At 41.8% G+C, this 17,819-nt stretch carries 14 protein-coding genes; 5 read left to right on the top strand and 9 right to left on the bottom strand.

Translation table 11 applies throughout. The features are described 5' to 3' along the window. Positions 1 to 17: 17 nt before the first annotated feature. Positions 18 to 1,223, bottom strand: a complete 1,206-nt coding sequence (locus B2727_RS16745) for an aspartate aminotransferase family protein (RefSeq protein ID WP_005205143.1) — start codon at positions 1,221 to 1,223, stop codon at positions 18 to 20. 78 nt (positions 1,224 to 1,301) lie between these two features. Then, complete coding sequence (locus tag B2727_RS16740) at positions 1,302 to 2,576, bottom strand: Glu/Leu/Phe/Val family dehydrogenase (protein WP_026057557.1); 1,275 nt, start codon at positions 2,574 to 2,576, stop codon at positions 1,302 to 1,304. Positions 2,577 to 2,801: 225 nt separating this feature from the next. Here B2727_RS16740 and B2727_RS16735 point away from each other — a divergent pair, with 225 nt between their 5' ends. Next, entirely contained in the window at positions 2,802 to 3,224 is a 423-nt protein-coding gene (locus tag B2727_RS16735) for an Lrp/AsnC family transcriptional regulator (RefSeq protein WP_004654809.1), read from the top strand. A 42-nt stretch (positions 3,225 to 3,266) separates the two neighbouring features. Here the strand turns inward: B2727_RS16735 and B2727_RS16730 are convergent, their stop codons facing one another. Beyond that, entirely contained in the window at positions 3,267 to 4,967 is a 1,701-nt protein-coding gene (locus B2727_RS16730) for an NAD-dependent malic enzyme (protein ID WP_033133160.1), read from the bottom strand. A gap of 643 nt (positions 4,968 to 5,610) precedes the next feature. On the opposite strand from B2727_RS16730, the gene trbK reads away from it, so the two are divergent. Continuing rightward, the gene (trbK, locus tag B2727_RS16725) at positions 5,611 to 5,808 is read left to right on the top strand and encodes an entry exclusion lipoprotein TrbK (protein ID WP_005205150.1); all 198 of its coding nucleotides are present in this window, start codon (positions 5,611 to 5,613) and stop codon (positions 5,806 to 5,808) included. Positions 5,809 to 6,018: 210 nt separating this feature from the next. Here the strand turns inward: trbK and B2727_RS16720 are convergent, their stop codons facing one another. Further along, complete coding sequence (locus B2727_RS16720; RefSeq protein ID WP_033133161.1) at positions 6,019 to 6,861, bottom strand: SDR family NAD(P)-dependent oxidoreductase; 843 nt, start codon at positions 6,859 to 6,861, stop codon at positions 6,019 to 6,021. A gap of 1 nt (position 6,862) precedes the next feature. Next, the gene (locus B2727_RS16715) at positions 6,863 to 7,939 is read right to left on the bottom strand and encodes an amidohydrolase family protein (protein ID WP_033133162.1); all 1,077 of its coding nucleotides are present in this window, start codon (positions 7,937 to 7,939) and stop codon (positions 6,863 to 6,865) included. A gap of 439 nt (positions 7,940 to 8,378) precedes the next feature. On the opposite strand from B2727_RS16715, the gene B2727_RS16710 reads away from it, so the two are divergent. Beyond that, the gene (locus B2727_RS16710; protein ID WP_033133163.1) at positions 8,379 to 10,550 is read left to right on the top strand and encodes a TonB-dependent siderophore receptor; all 2,172 of its coding nucleotides are present in this window, start codon (positions 8,379 to 8,381) and stop codon (positions 10,548 to 10,550) included. Between the two features lie 26 nt (positions 10,551 to 10,576). After that, on the top strand, positions 10,577 to 11,260 hold the full coding sequence (locus B2727_RS16705) for a membrane protein (RefSeq protein ID WP_033133164.1): 684 nt from the start codon (positions 10,577 to 10,579) through the stop codon (positions 11,258 to 11,260). Between the two features lie 82 nt (positions 11,261 to 11,342). Here the strand turns inward: B2727_RS16705 and B2727_RS16700 are convergent, their stop codons facing one another. Continuing rightward, positions 11,343 to 12,236, bottom strand: a complete 894-nt coding sequence (locus B2727_RS16700) for a helix-turn-helix transcriptional regulator (protein WP_033133165.1) — start codon at positions 12,234 to 12,236, stop codon at positions 11,343 to 11,345. 202 nt (positions 12,237 to 12,438) lie between these two features. On the opposite strand from B2727_RS16700, the gene B2727_RS16695 reads away from it, so the two are divergent. Next, positions 12,439 to 13,134, top strand: coding sequence for an alpha/beta hydrolase (locus tag B2727_RS16695; protein WP_005205159.1), 696 nt, complete (start codon positions 12,439 to 12,441; stop codon positions 13,132 to 13,134). An 85-nt stretch (positions 13,135 to 13,219) separates the two neighbouring features. On the opposite strand, the gene B2727_RS16690 is transcribed toward B2727_RS16695, so the two are convergent. From B2727_RS16690 to B2727_RS16680, 3 genes are all read right to left on the bottom strand, one after another. Next, the gene (locus B2727_RS16690; protein WP_085942822.1) at positions 13,220 to 13,330 is read right to left on the bottom strand and encodes a hypothetical protein; all 111 of its coding nucleotides are present in this window, start codon (positions 13,328 to 13,330) and stop codon (positions 13,220 to 13,222) included. Positions 13,331 to 13,545: 215 nt separating this feature from the next. After that, positions 13,546 to 16,011, bottom strand: coding sequence for an acyl-CoA dehydrogenase (locus B2727_RS16685; protein ID WP_033133167.1), 2,466 nt, complete (start codon positions 16,009 to 16,011; stop codon positions 13,546 to 13,548). A 394-nt stretch (positions 16,012 to 16,405) separates the two neighbouring features. Then, a complete protein-coding gene (locus tag B2727_RS16680; protein ID WP_033133168.1) occupies positions 16,406 to 17,812 on the bottom strand; it encodes an efflux transporter outer membrane subunit in 1,407 nt (468 codons plus the stop codon). Positions 17,813 to 17,819: the final 7 nt, after the last annotated feature.

Raw genomic sequence — 17,819 nt, 5'->3', positions numbered from 1 at the left:
AGATGCTCACAGCAGACTTAGAGGCGTGCTAATGCACGAACAAAACGGCTTAGACCTTCATCAATATCGTGTTGAGGAATGATCAATGAAGGGGTAAAGCGCACCACATCTGCACCCGCTACTAAGGCCAATAGCCCTTCTTCACCCGCTAAGGTCACGATATTCTTCGCTTTGCCAGCATGTTCATCTTTCAATACACAACCGATTAACAAACCTTGACCACGGATTTCTTTGAACAATCCATACTCAGCATTGATTTTGTTTAAGGCATCAATGAAATATTGGTGACGTTGTTTAACGCCGTCTAACACTTCTGGTGTATTGATAAATTCAAACACTGCGCCAGCAACTGCACAAGCCAATGGGTTCCCGCCATAAGTGGTACCGTGATCGCCAACTGCATACATGTTGGCATAATGATCTGTAGTGATCATTGCACCAATCGGGAAACCACCACCCAATGCTTTTGCTGTGGTCAAAATGTCAGGTGTTACCCCTGTATTCATATAGGCATACAATGAACCTGTACGACCCACACCCGTTTGTACTTCATCAAAAATCAGCACCGCACCTTTTTCATCACACAGTGCACGCAAGCCTTTTAAGAATTCGATATCTGCTGGCAGAACGCCACCTTCGCCTTGAATCGGTTCGACAATGACTGCACAAGTATTTTCAGTGATCGCTGCTTTTGCTGCTTCAAGGTCATTAAATGCAGTGTGTTCAATACCGCCTGGTAATGGTGCAAAGTCTTGAGAATACTTTGGCTGACCACCTGCTGTTACGGTAAACAAAGTACGACCGTGGAAAGCATTTTTAAAAGCAACAATCTGGTTCTTATTTGCATTACCACTCAGCAAACCGACTTTACGCGCCAGTTTTAATGCTGCTTCGTTGGCTTCTGCACCCGAGTTACAGAAAAATACTTTGTCTGCAAAGGTGCTATCCACCAATTGTTTCGCAAGGCGTAATACAGGCTCGTTGGTATAACCATTCCCAATGTGCCATAGCTTTTGTGCTTGTTCAGTTAAGGCTTTTACTGCAACAGGATGTGCATGACCCAAGGCATTTACCGCGATCCCACCTGCAAAATCAATATATTCTTTATCGTTTTGATCCCAAAGACGTGACCCTTCGCCGCGCACTAAAATGAAATTTGCTGGGGCAAAAACGGGAACCATCCAATCATTAAAATTGCTACGTGTAATTGCGACTTCGCTCATTTTATTTACTCACTTCCTGTTTAATCTTCAGGCTTGTTAAATGCTCAACAAGCCCTTCACTTTAATTTTATAAATGACTTAACCTGGGAAAATACCGCGTTCTTTACGCGCTTTCAGAATACGTTCACATGCCAAAATATAAGCTGCGGTGCGTAAGCTACATTCCTTCTGTGCTGCCGTGTTCCAAACATCTGCAATGGCTTGGATCATCAACTTATCAAGACGTTCATTGATTTCATCCTCGGTCCAGAAGTAACTCGCCATATCTTGAACCCATTCAAAATAACTGACAGTTACACCACCCGCGTTACAAATCACGTCAGGCACAACAGTAATGTCGCGACTGACAAATACATCATCTGCTTCTGGATAGGTTGGACCATTCGCACCTTCAAGTACGATTTTCGCTTTCAGCTTTTGTGCACGTTCAACCGTAATCTGACCTTCCAATGCTGCTGGAATCAGAATGTCCATATCAACCGTCCAGAATTCTTCGTCTGAGATCACAGTTGAATCAACAAAGCCCATCACGCCACCAGTTTCAACCACATGCTTTTGCAATGCTTTAACATCTAAGCCTTCTGCATTGAAAATGGTACCGGTATGGTCTTGTACAGCAACGATTTTTGCGCCTGCATGACTAAACAAATAAGCCGCTTCATTACCAACATTACCAAAGCCTTGCACAGCAACTTTGCTGCCCTCAATCGGTAATTTAATGCGCTCAGCAACCTGCATACCCGTTACGAATACACCGCGGCCTGTTGCACGAACACGACCCAATGAACCGCCTAGATGTACAGGTTTGCCTGTGACCACACCTGTTACGGTATGACCTTTGATACTTGAATAGGTATCCATCATCCAGCCCATAATATTGGCGTTGGTACCGACATCTGGTGCAGGAATATCAATTTGAGGGCCAATGATTGGACTGATTTCACTGGTGAAACGACGGGTTAAACGTTCTAATTCACGCGCTGAAAGTTCTTTTGGATTCACGCGAATACCGCCTTTGGCACCACCAAATGGCAGGTTCAGTACTGCAGTTTTAATGGTCATCCATGCAGATAAGGCCATGACTTCATTAAGTTCAACATCTTGGTGATAGCGGATACCGCCTTTACCTGGACCACGTGATAAATTGTGCTGTACACGGTAACCTTCAAAATGGCGAATTGAACCATCGTCCATCACGATTGGAACATCAACGATAAGCGTACGCTTTGGGGTTTTTAGTGTGTTGACAAAGTTACTGAGGTCCGCATCCAAATAAGGTGCCACTCGATCTACTTGAGTGAGAAAAGTTTGCCAAGCACTGCCATTTTGAGCCGCATATGATAAAGACATCATCTATTCCTTAATTAATCAATTGTCCCTGTTATTCACAGATTCCCTTTGTTTAAGGGCGTCCTACCCCCATCCTCCCTGATGCGCATTCAGCTTCTTTCGTGCCGAAGTGAAAATGCTTGGGGTGTTGTATAGTTATTATTATTAAGAATCAAATTGATTCACAAAATTCGTTATAATGATTAAAATGAATTATTTTTTATCAATTTGCTAATAGAAAGAATCAAAATGAACAATATCGATCATATTATATTAGGCTTACTCAAAGACAATGCCCGGATGTCGATTACCGACTTGGCAGCAAAAACACGGGTGTCACGTGCCACCGTGCAGAAACGAATTGAATATATGGAATCAACGGGGATCATCACAGGCTATACCGTGCGTTTCCGTCCCAATGCAGAAAAAAATATCATTCGGGCATGGATGAATATCATGGTAGAAGGTACGCGAGCACAGGCGGTAATTCGAGAATTGCGCTTAGAATCAGCCGTTGAGCGACTGCATACCACCAATGGTAAATGGGATATTCTGGTTGAGTTGCAATCTGATAGTTTGGAAAACTTTGATAAAGCGCTAGAGCGAATCCGAAATATTTCAGGGATTTACAATAGTGAAACCAGTATTTTGCTCTCCACCTATAAGACCTAAAAAAAGGGACTCTAGCTAGAGTCCCTTTTTAAATGAAATGGCTTAATAACTAACACGGCGATAGTTACGATATTCTGGCGTCCAGAAATTATCTTCAATCGCTTGTTTCAACACATCATTACTCAACGGTACGGCCAAGCCATCCGCCATAGCAGCTTTTGCTACTTTAAAGGCAATAAACTTAGACACCTGTTGAATATCATTGATATTTGGCAATAAATCCGCTGCGGCATTTTTCAAACGTGGTGAACAGTCTGCCAAAGCAGTACTTGCAGCCATTAACATCGAGTCACTAATATGGGTTGCGCCACATGCGATCACACCTAAACCAATCCCAGGGAAAATATAGGAATTATTGCACTGAGCAATGGCGTAGACCTTGCCTTGATAATAAATCGGTGCAAAAGGACTACCTGTTGCCACAATTGCAGCACCCTGCGTCCACTCAATAATATCTTTTGGTTGTGCTTCAACTTGTGAAGTTGGGTTCGACAACGGCAATACAATCGGATGCTTATAATATTTAGCTAAGGTTTTGATGACTTCTTCACTAAACAAACCTGCCTGCCCAGAAACCCCAATCAAGATACTTGGTTTGGCATTCTTGACTACATCCAACAAAGCAACGTTGTCACCTGTATATTCCCAAGTGCTAATTGCATTGACGGGTGTGGCAAGTTTTTGCTGAAAATCGAGTAAGTTCGGTTGTTGATCGGTCATCAAGCCGAAACGATCCACCATAAAGATGCGTGAACGCGCTTCATGGTCACTCAGACCTTCGTCCATCATCTGTCTAACGATCTGTTCAGCAATACCACAACCCGCAGAACCCGCACCAACAAAAGTAACCGTTTGATCTTTTAGCTGTTTACCTTGTGCTCTTGAGGCAGCAATGAGGGTCGCAACAGTGACTGCTGCTGTGCCTTGAATATCATCATTGAAACAGCAAATTTTATCGCGATACTGAGTCAATAAAGGCATGGCATTGGTTTGCGCAAAATCTTCAAATTGAATCAGCACATCTGGCCAACGCTGACGCACTGCCTTAATAATCTGCTCAACAAATTCATAATATTGCTCACCACGGATACGCGGCTGTTTCCAACCCATATAAATTGGATCATCAAGCAATTCTTGGTTATTGGTACCGACATCAATGGTGATCGGCAAAGTATAAGCAGGACTAATCCCACCACATGCGGTATAGAGTGACAATTTGCCAATTGGAATCCCCATGCCACCAATACCCTGATCGCCAAGACCTAAGATACGTTCACCGTCAGTAATCACAATCACTTTCACGTTTTTCTTGTTGACGTTATGGATAATTTGATCGATGTATTGGCGCTCTGGATAAGAGATAAAAATACCACGGTGACGGCGGTAGATATCCGAAAAGCGCTGACAGGCTTCACCAACTGTTGGGGTATAAATGATCGGCAGCATTTCATCTAAATGCTGACTCAATAGGTTATAGAACAGGGTTTCATTGGTGTCTTGAATATTTCGCAAATAAATATGCTTATTCAAGTCACTATCGAAGGAAAGGTACTGCTGATACGAACGCTGAGTCTGCTCTTCAATATTCTCAATATTGTACGGAACTAGACCATGCAAGTTAAAATTCTCTCGTTCTTCTTCCGAAAAAGCAGAGCCTTTATTTAACAAAGGGAGTTCTAAAAGAGCGTTTCCAGCATAGTGAATATATAAAGGTTTTTTGATTTTACTAAGGTTCACAGACATACTTTACTCTTTAGACTCTCTCTCGAATGTACAAAAAATGGATTTGCTGACGTACTTTAAAAAAGTACTTTGGCATGGGCAATAATTTACACCAATCAGAGCACAAAACCGAATAAACTGGCGGTATGTAAACCAATTCAACATTTAGTAAATAAATAGTAAACCCTATTTTGGATCACTTTTTAATCTTCTTGCAACATTTTGAATTATTTTTGCACCAACATCGCTTTAGAATTGTAGTGATATCGTTTTACAAGCTTTGCAATAGACATCTATCTCAAATAAGGAGCGGCTACTGCAAGTTATAACAATCTATCTTAAGCAGTGAAGATTTACTTTTTTAAAATCGCATGACGCCCGATCATCTGAGTTTAGTTTTCAAATCTTTTTTCTTCTTATCGTTCACCACACTACGACTAAACCCTTTAAAACCGACAAGATGGGACAATTTTGCCCTATCTCTTGCAAATGATCGTCAGTTTTATAAGATCTAAGTGAAAGCATTGCTCACCCTATAACGCTCCTTGTTTGATCATGAGCAATGCCTTCATCCATAAAAATTAAACCAAGATGGTGATACCCCCAAAATCAATTTCACCCACCCCGGAAACGAATAGACAGTTAAAATATAAAGGTTGTTTATATGAAAAAATTAGGCCTTATTCTTCTTTTTACGTTCTTTGTGTCAGCTTGTTCAGAAAAGATGCCTGAGGTTAATGATGAAAACTGTAAACGTGAAAACATTGCAAAGATCAAGGATGATTTCGCCCGAGCAAATTTCAGCGATAAGTGTTTTAGTCGCGGTACAGTGCAAGATACTGGCTCTAATAAAGAATATTAATTGGGTTTTATAAGTCCATATAAGAACTTTCTAAAATCAAAAATTTAATATGATGCTGATGTAATGATTCGTATTGTAGAAAGTCTGGATTAAACGCAATATGCATAAAAGAAAGTTCAGTTAAACCTTCTTTTATGCCCGTTTAAATCATTCAGTTGTCTTATTAAAACTGAATCTAATCTCAATGATTTCAATACCCGCCCGAATACTTTAAGCCTTATTTTTCTTGGATTTCTTGCTAAAAAAACTTAAGGCATGTGAATAATGCGTCGGTGTAATGCGCTGAATCAGATCCAGGACTTTGGCATCATTGCCAATCAAGATCCGCGCTTTATCCGCTTTCACCGCATCTAGAATGACTTTGGCCGCCTGCTCTGGTGGTGTTTTTAAAACCTTATTAAATGCCTGACTGGCTTTGGCTGGATTCATACCTAGGCTCCGAATACTGTCACTCATCCGTGCGCTATTGGCGATATTGGTACGGATTCCTCCCGGATGTACACAGGTTGCACTCACGCCATCATTTTGAAGTTTTAATTCTTGTCTTAAGGCTTCGGTAAAACCACGAACTGCAAATTTAGTCGCGTTGTAGGCACTTTGCGTCGGTTGTGCGGTTAAGCCAAACAGACTGGAAATATTAATAACATGCCCTTCGCCACTTTGCTTAAGATAAGGCAAGAACTCTTTGCAGCCATAGACCACACCCCAGAAGTTGATTTTGAAAATCCATTCCAATTCTTCATAGCTCATACCTTCAACTGTGCTGGCGAGCGCAACACCAGCATTATTAAAAATCAGGTTGATCTTGCCATGTGCCTTAAAACTGTCTTCAGCCCAGTCACGAACGGCTTGTTGATCAGAGACATCCAGTTTCGTCAAAGTGACTTTAACTGGATACCGTTGTAACAATGTCTGTGTTTCAGCCAAGCCTTTTTCATTGACATCACTCAGCGCTAAATGTGCGCCTTGCTGTGCCAATAAAACCGCCAGTTGTTGCCCGATACCAGATCCCGCGCCCGTAATTGCAGCGACTTTTTGATTAAAATTTTTCATATCATGACTCTATTTGAAGTTGATAAAAATTGGCAGCGTTTTGTCTAAACATGGCATGCAAAGCCTGATCACCATAAGGACTCAACATTTGAATATAGGCATGGATTAGGTCATTTAAACGGGTGTTCGGCTTGTCCATCGGAAAATTGGATGCAAACATGATCCGCTCTGTACCAAATACTGAGATTGCGTGCTGAATCATAGGTGTCAATAAACTCACCATCTCAACAATACTTGCTGTTCGACCCAGTTTATAGAATGTGTGTCCAAGTACTGGCATCATCAAGCCCGAGATTTTGGCATGGACATTTTTCTGTTCAGCCAAAACCGCAATATCTTGCTGCCATTGTTTAAAAATGGCATCACGCTGCGATTGTGTCATTCCCGTTTTCTTGCCCACGGCTCCAAATAAACCGACAGGTGTCGCCAGATGATCAATCACAATAGGTGTTTCAGGAAAATGCTGAGCGAGAGTTGTAATTTCATTTAATTGAGTAGAATAGCCCCAAGCATCAAAAGATAAATTCAATTTTGCCAGCTGCTCAAAACCTTTTAAAAACTTCTTGTCCTGATATAAGTGAGCTTGGTCACACCAGCGATAAATCCCCTTGTCTTGATGCCAAGCCGCCATTTTACGGATACCGCGAAAGCGTGGACTGGCCTGCTGATGGGCTTGAAGAATATCTTTGAACTTTCGATCTCTTGGATCAGCTGTTGCGACAATTGCACCTAGTTTTAGACCCTGTGCATTAAAATCTAATTGCTGAAGCCAATCCGTTTCTTCAACCACACCAAAGCCTTTGTGGTGATGCCAGTTGGCTTCGACATGAACCACACTCTCGACTGAGAATGGCGAAATGTCTGCCTGATAATGCTCAGGTAAATAAGGACGCAATGCGTATTCTGTTAAGCCTAAACTATCCAATAACGGCTTAGGCTTGACCAACCTGACCACTCGATCCATCACCCTCGGATATTTCCCCAAAGCTTTGACCAATAAGGCTGCTGAATGCGGTGTGTGATAAGGATCCCATTGATGGATATGCGGATCAATAATTGAAAAATCTAATCTTGTCATTGTTATACTCAAAGACATAAAGTGTTAAATACTGCTCATCCATAGCGATCTCTAATTGTTCTAAATAGCTTTGTTGTTTTAGCCTACTGAACAAATCATTATGAATAAAATGATTTATTTAAATATTCAGATATGAATATGATTCATTCCATGTCAGAAATGGCTGACCCATATTCGTACAATAACTATTAATTTCATAGCTTTATTAAAAACTTACAAGAAACTATCGTTCTCAACTTATAAAAATAATGTGCATTTTTTAAAAAATAATAAATGCATTATCAACTGCTTAATTTTTATTGATCTTTTCTCATCGACCAACTTCTTGTAAATAATTCTCATTTAAATATACTTTACACCCTTATTGCCGTCCTAGCCTCCCTTCAGGTTAGTTAAAACTACCTCTCTCATGCTCCAACAGCACTCATCAGGTATCTATATGTCTGCTTTCTCCCCACGCAAAAATCTTATTACTGTTGAAATTTTAAAACAAAGCAGCCCATTCCTCTTATCTTTAATACCTGTGCTGTCGTGGGCAGAAACGACCTCAGAACACCCCACACAACTCGCAACCATTAATGTGCAAGCTGAGCAATCCTCCAGTTATATTGCTGAACAAACAGCATCAACATTACGCGGCAATCAAAACAATCTAGAAAGCCCACAAACCGTAAATGTGGTGTCTAAACAATATATGAAAGATTATTTGCCAGCAAATTTGGACAATGCACTGACCCAAGTCAGCGGCATTACGCAAGGCAATACTTTGGGGGGTACTCAAGATACCGTCATGAAACGGGGTTTTGGGGATAATCGTGATGGCTCGATTACCGTGAATGGCATGCCAATTGTGCAAGGTCGCACCATGAATGCTGCAGTTGAGCAGGTTGAAGTATTAAAAGGTCCTGCATCTTTACTTTACGGCATTATGGACCCAGGTGGTGTGGTCAATGTCATTACAAAAAAACCTGAAACGACGCAAAAAACTGAATTTTCAGTGTATGGTTCAAGCTTCGCCGCAGGTAAAAATGGTTTAGGTGCAAGTCTGGATACTACGGGTGCAATCAGTGACAGTAACTTTGCCTATCGTTTTATTGCCGATCATTCCGATACAGACTACTGGCGTAATTTCGGGAATCTTAAACAGACTTTAATTGCACCATCATTGGGTTGGGATAATGGTCACACCAAAGTCAATTTAAGTTATCAATATCGTGACTTTGACGTCCCTTTTGATCGTTCCACTATTTTTGATCCTAAAACGAAACAAGCCTTACCGATCTCAAAATATCAACGCCTAGATGAAGCCTTTAACCAAATGAAAGGTGAAGCTCATTTGGCACAATTATTGGTTGATCATCAGCTTAATGATAACTGGTCAGCTCACTTAGGTTATAGCTATAACTATGAAACCTATGATGCCAATCAACTCCGTGTGACCAAGCTAAATACGGCCAACCATACGGTGACACGCCGTACCGATGCCACCTTAAACGCAGAAAGTATAGACAGTAATGCTCAAGCCTATCTCAATGGTTCGGTCAATTTACTGGGGTTAAAGCATGATATTCAAATTGGTTCAGATATCGAATACCGTAAATATTTCCGTCCAGATATGGTTCGTGGTGATAGCTCAACCTTAGATTATTTAAATCCCAAGTTTGGAACTGTTGAAGCATCTAAAAATATCGTTGCATCCGATAGCGACCAAACCGATAAATTGCATACCTATGGTTTTTATCTGCAAGATGCGATTCACTTAAATGAAAACTGGATTGCCGTACTCGGTGGCCGTTATCTGAATTATCAACAGACCGCTGGACGTGGACGACCATTTAAGGAAAATACCAATACCAAAGACGATGCTTGGCTCCCGCATGCGGGCTTAGTCTATCAATGGAATGATCAGCTGTCTTTCTATGGCAGCTATACCGAATCCCTCAAACCCTCGTCTTCAATTGCACCTTTAGGCGGCAATGCAGTCATTGATGCTGATGTCAAACCTGAGCAAGCCAAATCTTATGAAGTCGGTGCAAAATACGAGTTCAATGAGCGTATTAAAGCCAACTTTGCTGTCTATGATATTAAAAAACGTAATGTTTTAGCCAAAGTCACCAACCCATCGAGCAATGAAATTGAACTACATACCACAGGTGCCGTCCGTTCCAAAGGCGCTGAACTCGACCTGACAGGCCGTCTGACTGATCAACTTGATGCAACCCTGACCTACGCCTATACCGATGCCAAAGTCACTGAAGATGAGCTTGGTCTGCAAGGCAATCGCTTGAGTAATGTCGCACGAGATACAGCATCTCTGGCCTTAGCCTATAATTATGGTGAACTTTATAATGGCAAATTACGTTTAGGTCTCAGTGGCAATTATGTCGGTAAACGTGCCGGAGACTCGGAAAATAGCTTTGACCTGCCTGAGTATGCACTGGCCAATGCCTTTGTCAGTTATGACACCACCATTGCCAAACAAGCGGTTAATTTTCAATTTAATTTAAATAATATCTTTGATAAAACCTACTATACGGCCAGCGTTAATAATCTGGCGGTGTCTCAAGGGGATTCTCGTCAAGCGGTATTACGTGCCACTTTTAAATTCTAATAGAGGATCAGCGCAGTAAGTTCATTATGAAAAAAATTCTTACGATCATGATGATGATCCTTGCCTTTAGTACATGGACATCCTCTGTTTACGCCCAAACACGGATTGCCCTGATTTCACAGCTCAAAGGTTCTTCCTTTGCCACCGATGTTGCGATTCAAAATTACTTGCAACGCAAGGGCTATCAAGTTGAAGTCATTGATCAATCTGTTTCCCCCAACAGTTTAACAAACACCGATCTAGTGATTATCTCTTCAACGGTGGCATCCAAAAATCTTCAATCGGGTTGGCGACAGCTGCCGATTCCACTGATGACATGGGAAAATGATTATCTGGATGATTTAGCCATGACAGGTAAACGCATCAATACAGATTTTGGTGAAGTCGAGAAAGAACGTTATTTGTGGCTGGTCAATGCACCACATCCCCTATCTGCGCATCTTTCCGCGGGAACACGTAACGTCTATAAATCACAAGCACCAATGAGTTGGGGTAAACCAGGACTCGGTGCCACCATCATTGCGACTATCTATGGGCAACCTGAAAAAGTCGCAATCTGGGGCTATGAAAAAGGTGCGACCATGGATTATGAGTCGCTAGCACCGGCAAAACGACTGATGTTTTTTCTCAATAATGAGACCTTTACGAATCTGTCTGAGGACGGCTTGAAACTGTTTGATGCTGCAATTCAGTGGTCATTGAACAAATAAAATCCAAGCTTGGATTTCAATGCACTGATGCAGTTCGGTCTGCATCAGTGCAAATTCCCATTTTTGCATTTGCTCGAATACTTTAAAATACTTCCTGACTTATCGCAGCCCTAAAGTTTTTAGGTGCGTAACCAAAGCGCTGTGCAAAAGCACGGCTAAAGGCGGCTTGAGAAGAATAGCCGATGCATTCAGCAACTTGTGCAATATTTTTATCGGTTTCTTTAAGCAATTGGCTGGCTAATTTCATCCGCCAATTTTTTAAATACAGCATCGGGGGTACGCCAACCAACTCAACAAATTTTTTGGAAAAACTGGAGCGAGATTGTTTGGTCAGTTGGGCAAGCGACGCAACATCCCATTCATATGCTGGTTGTGCATGCATCAACGACAATACCTTACTCATCATCGGATCACGTAATGCAGAAATCCAGCCTTTATGCTCAATCTGCTCTTTAGCCAACCAAAAACGTATCGACCAGACCAACAATAAATCAATGATTCGAGACAGCATGACTCGACTGCCAAGTGCTGGGTGTTCAAGCTCAAGCTTGATTGCAGCAACGGTCATGGGTACCCATTCCGCGACTTTTTCAGCATTATGATGTGACGGTACATGAATGTAACTCGGCAATCCTTCTGCAATCGCCTCGCCATAAATACCGTTCAATTCAAAAGTGCAGCTAATCACAGATGCTTCCGTTGTTTGTCCACTTACGATTTCAATCGAATGCTCAAGCTTCGTTGGCAAGACAACAATGTCTCCAGCTTTTAAGATCAGCTCAAGATTAAGTCGCTTAATTTTAATTCTGCAACTCGCATTTTGAATAATATGGATATAAGCATATCGGGCAGGAAAGCACAGTTTGTTGTCTGCTAAGAGATTTTCTACGCCATAGATTTCACCCGAGATATCGGCGAAGCGATAAATATCAAAGAAGATATCGGTTAACACCTGCGGATCATACTCATCACTCATTTTATGCTTTTGTCCTTAAAAGTGTTTCTGCAAAAACATTGGCGTTTCAGTTATTGTGAAAGCATAACAAAACACCAATAATCTTTTGAGAAGATTTCGTTAGTATAAAAAACACCCACCACTTCATATCTCTTTATACCGTAAAGCTTCCACTATTAAATACTGAAAATTCAATACAATAGCATTTATCTAGGAGATAAATATGAGTACTCAACCGACCATTATTCTCGTACACGGTTTTTGGGGCGGTGCAGCCCATTGGACCAAAGTGATTACTGAATTGTCCCATCAAGGTTATAAGGCCTTACGTGCCGTGGAACTTCCATTAACCTCTCTCGCAGATGACGTTGAACGAACTCAAAAAATGATTGCCCAAGTTGATGGTGATGTGCTTTTGGTGGGTCATTCTTACGGCGGAGCAGTCATTACCGAAGCAGGTAATCATCCAAATGTCGTAGGTTTGGTTTATATTGCCGCCTTTGCACCAGATAGCAATGAAAGCCCAGGGGCAATTACCCAACAACATTTACCTGTTGCAGCGCCGAATCTAGAACCAGATAGTGATGGTTATCTTTGGCTTAAAGTCGATAAATTTCACGAAAGTTTCTGTCAGGATCTCACCCAAGATGAAGGCTTTGCCATGGGTGTCACTCAAAAGGCGCCTTTAGCCAGTACCTTTGGCGATAACATTAGCAACCCTGCTTGGAAAACCAAACCTTCTTGGTATCAAATCTCGACCCAAGACCGCATGATCAGCCCAGAAAACCAAGCCGTGATGTCTGATCGTTTAAATGCCAAAAAAGTCATTTCTTTAAACGCAAGTCATGCTTCATTGGCTTCACAACCGAAAGAAGTGACTGCCTTAATTACTGAAGCTGCTACATTTTTGGCAAAATAAATATAATGCTCTAGCAAATAGGGAATAATATTATTCCCTATTTGCCTGTCTTAACCCAGCTTCAACAACACACAGAAATTGCTGCTTATAAAACATATTCCCAGATAATGTAGCCTAGACCAAATCCGAGGAATGCATACAGTGTAATGATGAAGAATACAAAACTGGCATTATTCTTTTTTTTCAAAAAACTCATATCGGCACCTTTGGCTTTGCTCAACTCATGTTGTTATAGTGCAATAAGATACAGACAAAAAAAAGACACAGAATTTTCTAAAAAAAATATAACAGATAAGCATGGAAAAATTAGAACTGTTATGAAAACAGTCCCAAATATTATTAAAACATGGACAATACCATCATCAATATATTCAGAACTGTTCGATCTTAATGCCAATATGCTAAAAACGATCAGGTTTTAAGATGCGGATTATCCAGTGGCAGTTCCTTGTCTAAATGTGCATCAAAAATATCCGTCAACATACTGTCATAACGTTTAGCGTTATATTGTACAAGTGACTCTGCTTCAGCTGTTGTAATGAAACCTGTCTCAATCGCATCAGCAATATGTTCCTCAAAGGTCAAACCACTAAACTGATCTTTCGATTCTGCCTTTTTAAACTTATTCCACAACGGTTGTAGTGGTAATAATGCCTGAAAAGTTGATTCCATACGCCCCATCACATCGTTAGCATCGGTGTTGTAATAAACATGTTGCTTTAACTGATCTCGGAACGCATGTTCTTGCATGATTAGTTGAGCCACCTCTTGCTTCAACTGATCTGATGGAGCTGCAATTGGACGACCAAATGGGAAGCACAGCAATTTGACCATATACGCAGCAAGCTTCATTGGGAAATTGTCATAGAAGCCAAAGAACGCTTCTTGCACTTGATATAAAGCTTTATTGAGGGCCAATTCTGCATGTTTTTGTTCAGCTTCAGTTCTTTGACCATGCTCGTAGTATTTCAAAATTGCCGTAGCAATAAATAAGTTGGAATGGATATCGGCCAATCGACCAGACAGCATTTCTTTACGTTTTAAATCACCTGCTAAAATTCCAAGTGCCATATCCGCCGTTAATGCAAAATCGGCGCTGAAACGGTTGATCTTACTGTAATATGCTTTGGAAAAATCGTCTGCTTGTTGAGAGCCTTGATTTGAACCACCCGTAATCGAATAGGCTGCTGCCTTGGCAGCGCGATTAAAGGTATAAGCCAGATGCTTAAACAGTAAAGGAGAGAATGCCTTGAAAGCAGATGCCTTATCTTCCGATTGCAATAACTGTAGTTCTTCGAATAAATAAGGATGACAACGCATTGAACCTTGACCAAAAATCATCAAGGAACGCGTCAGAATATTGGCTCCTTCTACGGTAATCGCGACAGGAATGGATTGATAAGTCAGCGCAAGAAAGTTACGTGGCCCTAATTGAATCGCTCGCCCACCGACCACGTCCATACCGTGATTGACCACTTTACGCATGGTTTCAGTAGCATAGTATTTGGCCATTGCAGTCATCACCGCAGGCGTTCCACCTTGGTTTAAACCACAAGTCACGAGATAACGAAATGATTCCAACATATAGGCATCGCTGGCGATATCACTGGTCGCCTCTTGTACGCCTTCAAAATGCCCAACCGAGATTTTGAATTGTTGGCGAACACTGGCAAATGCACCGACCAACAGATAGCTCATTTCTCCTCCGGCAGTTGCCAAAGCAGGCAGTGAAATACCGCGCCCCACGCCTAGGCACTCCATCAGCATACGCCAACCTTTACCTGCATTTTGCTGCCCACCAATAATCCAGTCCAATGGAATAAAGACATCACTGCCCTCAACCGTACCATTCATAAACGGTGCGCCTGGATTATGTCGAGGGCCGATCTGAATACCTTCATGGTCAGCAGGAATCAAGGCACAGGTAATGCCATATTCCACTTTGCTTTTATCACCAAGCAAACCTTCTGGATCATAGAGCTTAAACGCCAAACCAATCACGGTCGCAATCGGTGCAAGGGTAATCCAGCGCTTAGAGAAGTTCATTTTTAAGCCTAGAACGTCCTGACCTTGGTATTGCCCATAACAAACTACACCCGTATCAGGAATCGCCCCTGCATCTGACCCTGCTTCAGGGCTGGTCAAACCAAAACAAGGCACTTCTATCCCTTTTGCCAATCCGGGTAAATAGCGTTGTTTTTGCTCTTCGGTCCCATAGTGCAGCAGTAACTCACCTGGCCCAAGCGAATTCGGCACCATACAACTGACGGCAGCAGTTAAGGAACGAGACGCAATTTTGCTCATAATTCGACTTTGTGCAAACGGTGTAAATTGCTTACCGCCAAATGATTTCGGAATAATCAAACCTAAAAAGCCGTTGTCTTTAATAAATTGCCAAACCTCTGGCGGTAGGTCTTTTTCTTGATGATGAATCTGCCATTCATCTAACATGGAACAGAGCTGTTGTACTTCATGATCTAAAAATGCCTGTTCTTCTGCGGATAAAGTTGGATAAGGATATTGATCAAACTTTTCCCAATCAGGCGCCCCCATAAATAGTTCTTTTTCCCACCAGCTGGTCCCTGCTTCCAAGGCTTCTCTTTCGGTGATACTCATACTCGGCATTGCTTTTGAGAGAATATTAAACGCAGGTCGACTCACCAAAGCATCACGTAAAGGTGCAATCAAAACAATCACACTCGCGAGAATAATCGGGATGCCCAGTAACAGACTCCACGGTGTGATCAACACACTGCACAGAATGGCGGCGACAATGGAAACAAGACAGCCAACAGTTCGATTGGCTTCAAAATAAAAAACAGCCCATACCACAACTAACTGAATCAATAGGCCAAGCAATATCAATAATACAATCATATTTGCTCCGTTATCTCAGATTGGGATGAAGATGAAATAAGAAAGATCTAAATTAATTTATGATGAACGTCTTTCTCTAATAAAAATGGCTATTTTTTATTCTACATATCGAAGCGCTATTTGCTTGATTAACTACTAAAATTTACACAAAGGCATTCAGATGATACTGAAAAATAAAAATCATGAGCTGAATAGAATACCGCTCTAAAAATTGGAATCCTTCCCCTCAAAAATCCAAAAATAAAATCATCAATCATGATTCTTTTTAATGTTACAAAGCAAAAAAAATAATAATCCAAGCAGTATCTTTCGAATTTAATAAATAAATTGCAGCGATCCAAACGCCATTCAAACTGAATATGAATAGCTGCAATGATTGATAATGCCACTCAATTTAAGATGAAGAATTCATCCCACCACCCAATGCAGCCACCAATTGCGCTGAATTTTTGAGATGCGATTGCTGTAATTCCAATAAACGTTCTTCCGCACTTAAACGCAGATTCTGTGCTGTCGCGATTTCTAGATAACTGACCAAACCTGCTTGATAACGCTGCTTGGCAACTCGTTCATTTTCAATCGACAGCTTAAGCAGTTGCTGTTGCGCTACGATCTGCTGCTGGAAATGACCTGTTTGCAGCAAACCATCCTCCACTTCTTTCCAACCTGTTAAAACTGAATGCTTATAAGCAGCAAGCTTTTCATCATAATTTGCTTGAGCCTGTTGAATATCAGCCTGTCGTTTCCCCCCATCAAACAATGTGCCTAAGACTTTTGCCCCCATTGACCATGCGGTATTGGGTGACTGCAATAGACTATGAAAGACCTGACTATTGGCAGTACTATCCAAGCTGATGGTCAAATCAGGTAACCAAGCAGTTTGCGCTAGGCCTAATTGCGCATGTGTCATTGCCAATTCACGTTCGCTACGAATCACATCGGGACGTTGTGCCAGAAGACGACTTGGAATTTGGGTCGGGATTTGAGGGGTGCTAAATTGATAGCGATTTTTATTTAAATTAAAGTCCGCCACATTGCGTCCAACCAAGACCGCCAACACATTTTCTTGCAAATCACGACTACGTTGTAGCTCTAACAATTGCAGACCGACTTGTTTAAGTTGGGTCTCAGCCTGAATCACATCAGCCCGTGCAATCATGCCTGCTTGGTATTGCTGCTGTAAAATACGCACAGATCGTTGATCACTTTGCTGGGTCTGATTTAACACATCCAGCTTGGCATCGAACAAACGTATGCTCCAATAGGCCTCTGCTGCGAGCAGTTGCTGACTCAGCTGAATGGCAGCCAAATCTGCAGCAGATGCTTGCAAGTTGGCCTGTTGCCCTTCCACCGCTTTTGCAACTCTCCCCCAAAGATCAGGAATCCAACTCACTGCGACATTCGCACCGAATTGACGACTCTTGCCAGCGTTTTTAGTTTCGGTTTGATTGGCATTGCCGCCCATAGTGATGTTCGGAAGTGCATTGGCACGTTGTCCATCCAACAATGCCATAGCATGGCGATACTTAGCTTGGGCCTGTTGGATGCTCAAGTTGTCCTGATCCAATTGCTGTATCAGCTTGGATAAGATCGGATCCTGATACATCTCCCACCATTGCTGCGGTGTCGCTGCTATCTTGGAAGCTTCAATCCACTGCAAATCTGCATATTTATATTGTGCAGCACTCTGAATCACAGGCTGCTGATAGGCTGCAGGCTTAAGGGTACTGGACGACTGACATGCTGTGAGCAGCATCGTCACTGCGATACCCATAGAAAGTGTAAAAACTGTTTTTTTCATAGCGACT

Origin of the sequence: Acinetobacter sp. UBA991, from assembly GCF_002292065.1 — a bacterium.
In the GTDB taxonomy this organism is placed as follows: domain Bacteria; phylum Pseudomonadota; class Gammaproteobacteria; order Pseudomonadales; family Moraxellaceae; genus Acinetobacter; species Acinetobacter higginsii.
The sequence above is the reverse complement of the archived record's forward strand: the minus strand, read 5'-3'. Positions and strand labels throughout refer to the sequence as shown.

Bases quoted from the DNA above. Each gene is read 5' to 3' on its own strand.
- B2727_RS16745 (WP_005205143.1), bottom strand. From the start codon at position 1,223: ATGAGCGAAGTCGCAATTACACGTAGCAATTTTAATGATTGGATGGTT.
- B2727_RS16740 (WP_026057557.1), bottom strand. From the start codon at position 2,576: ATGATGTCTTTATCATATGCGGCTCAAAATGGCAGTGCTTGGCAAACT.
- B2727_RS16735 (WP_004654809.1), top strand. From the start codon at position 2,802: ATGAACAATATCGATCATATTATATTAGGCTTACTCAAAGACAATGCC.
- B2727_RS16730 (WP_033133160.1), bottom strand. From the start codon at position 4,967: ATGTCTGTGAACCTTAGTAAAATCAAAAAACCTTTATATATTCACTAT.
- trbK (WP_005205150.1), top strand. From the start codon at position 5,611: ATGAAAAAATTAGGCCTTATTCTTCTTTTTACGTTCTTTGTGTCAGCT.
- B2727_RS16720 (WP_033133161.1), bottom strand. From the start codon at position 6,861: ATGAAAAATTTTAATCAAAAAGTCGCTGCAATTACGGGCGCGGGATCT.
- B2727_RS16715 (WP_033133162.1), bottom strand. From the start codon at position 7,939: ATGACAAGATTAGATTTTTCAATTATTGATCCGCATATCCATCAATGG.
- B2727_RS16710 (WP_033133163.1), top strand. From the start codon at position 8,379: ATGTCTGCTTTCTCCCCACGCAAAAATCTTATTACTGTTGAAATTTTA.
- B2727_RS16705 (WP_033133164.1), top strand. From the start codon at position 10,577: ATGAAAAAAATTCTTACGATCATGATGATGATCCTTGCCTTTAGTACA.
- B2727_RS16700 (WP_033133165.1), bottom strand. From the start codon at position 12,236: ATGAGTGATGAGTATGATCCGCAGGTGTTAACCGATATCTTCTTTGAT.
- B2727_RS16695 (WP_005205159.1), top strand. From the start codon at position 12,439: ATGAGTACTCAACCGACCATTATTCTCGTACACGGTTTTTGGGGCGGT.
- B2727_RS16690 (WP_085942822.1), bottom strand. From the start codon at position 13,330: ATGAGTTTTTTGAAAAAAAAGAATAATGCCAGTTTTGTATTCTTCATC.
- B2727_RS16685 (WP_033133167.1), bottom strand. From the start codon at position 16,011: ATGATTGTATTATTGATATTGCTTGGCCTATTGATTCAGTTAGTTGTG.
- B2727_RS16680 (WP_033133168.1), bottom strand. From the start codon at position 17,812: ATGAAAAAAACAGTTTTTACACTTTCTATGGGTATCGCAGTGACGATG.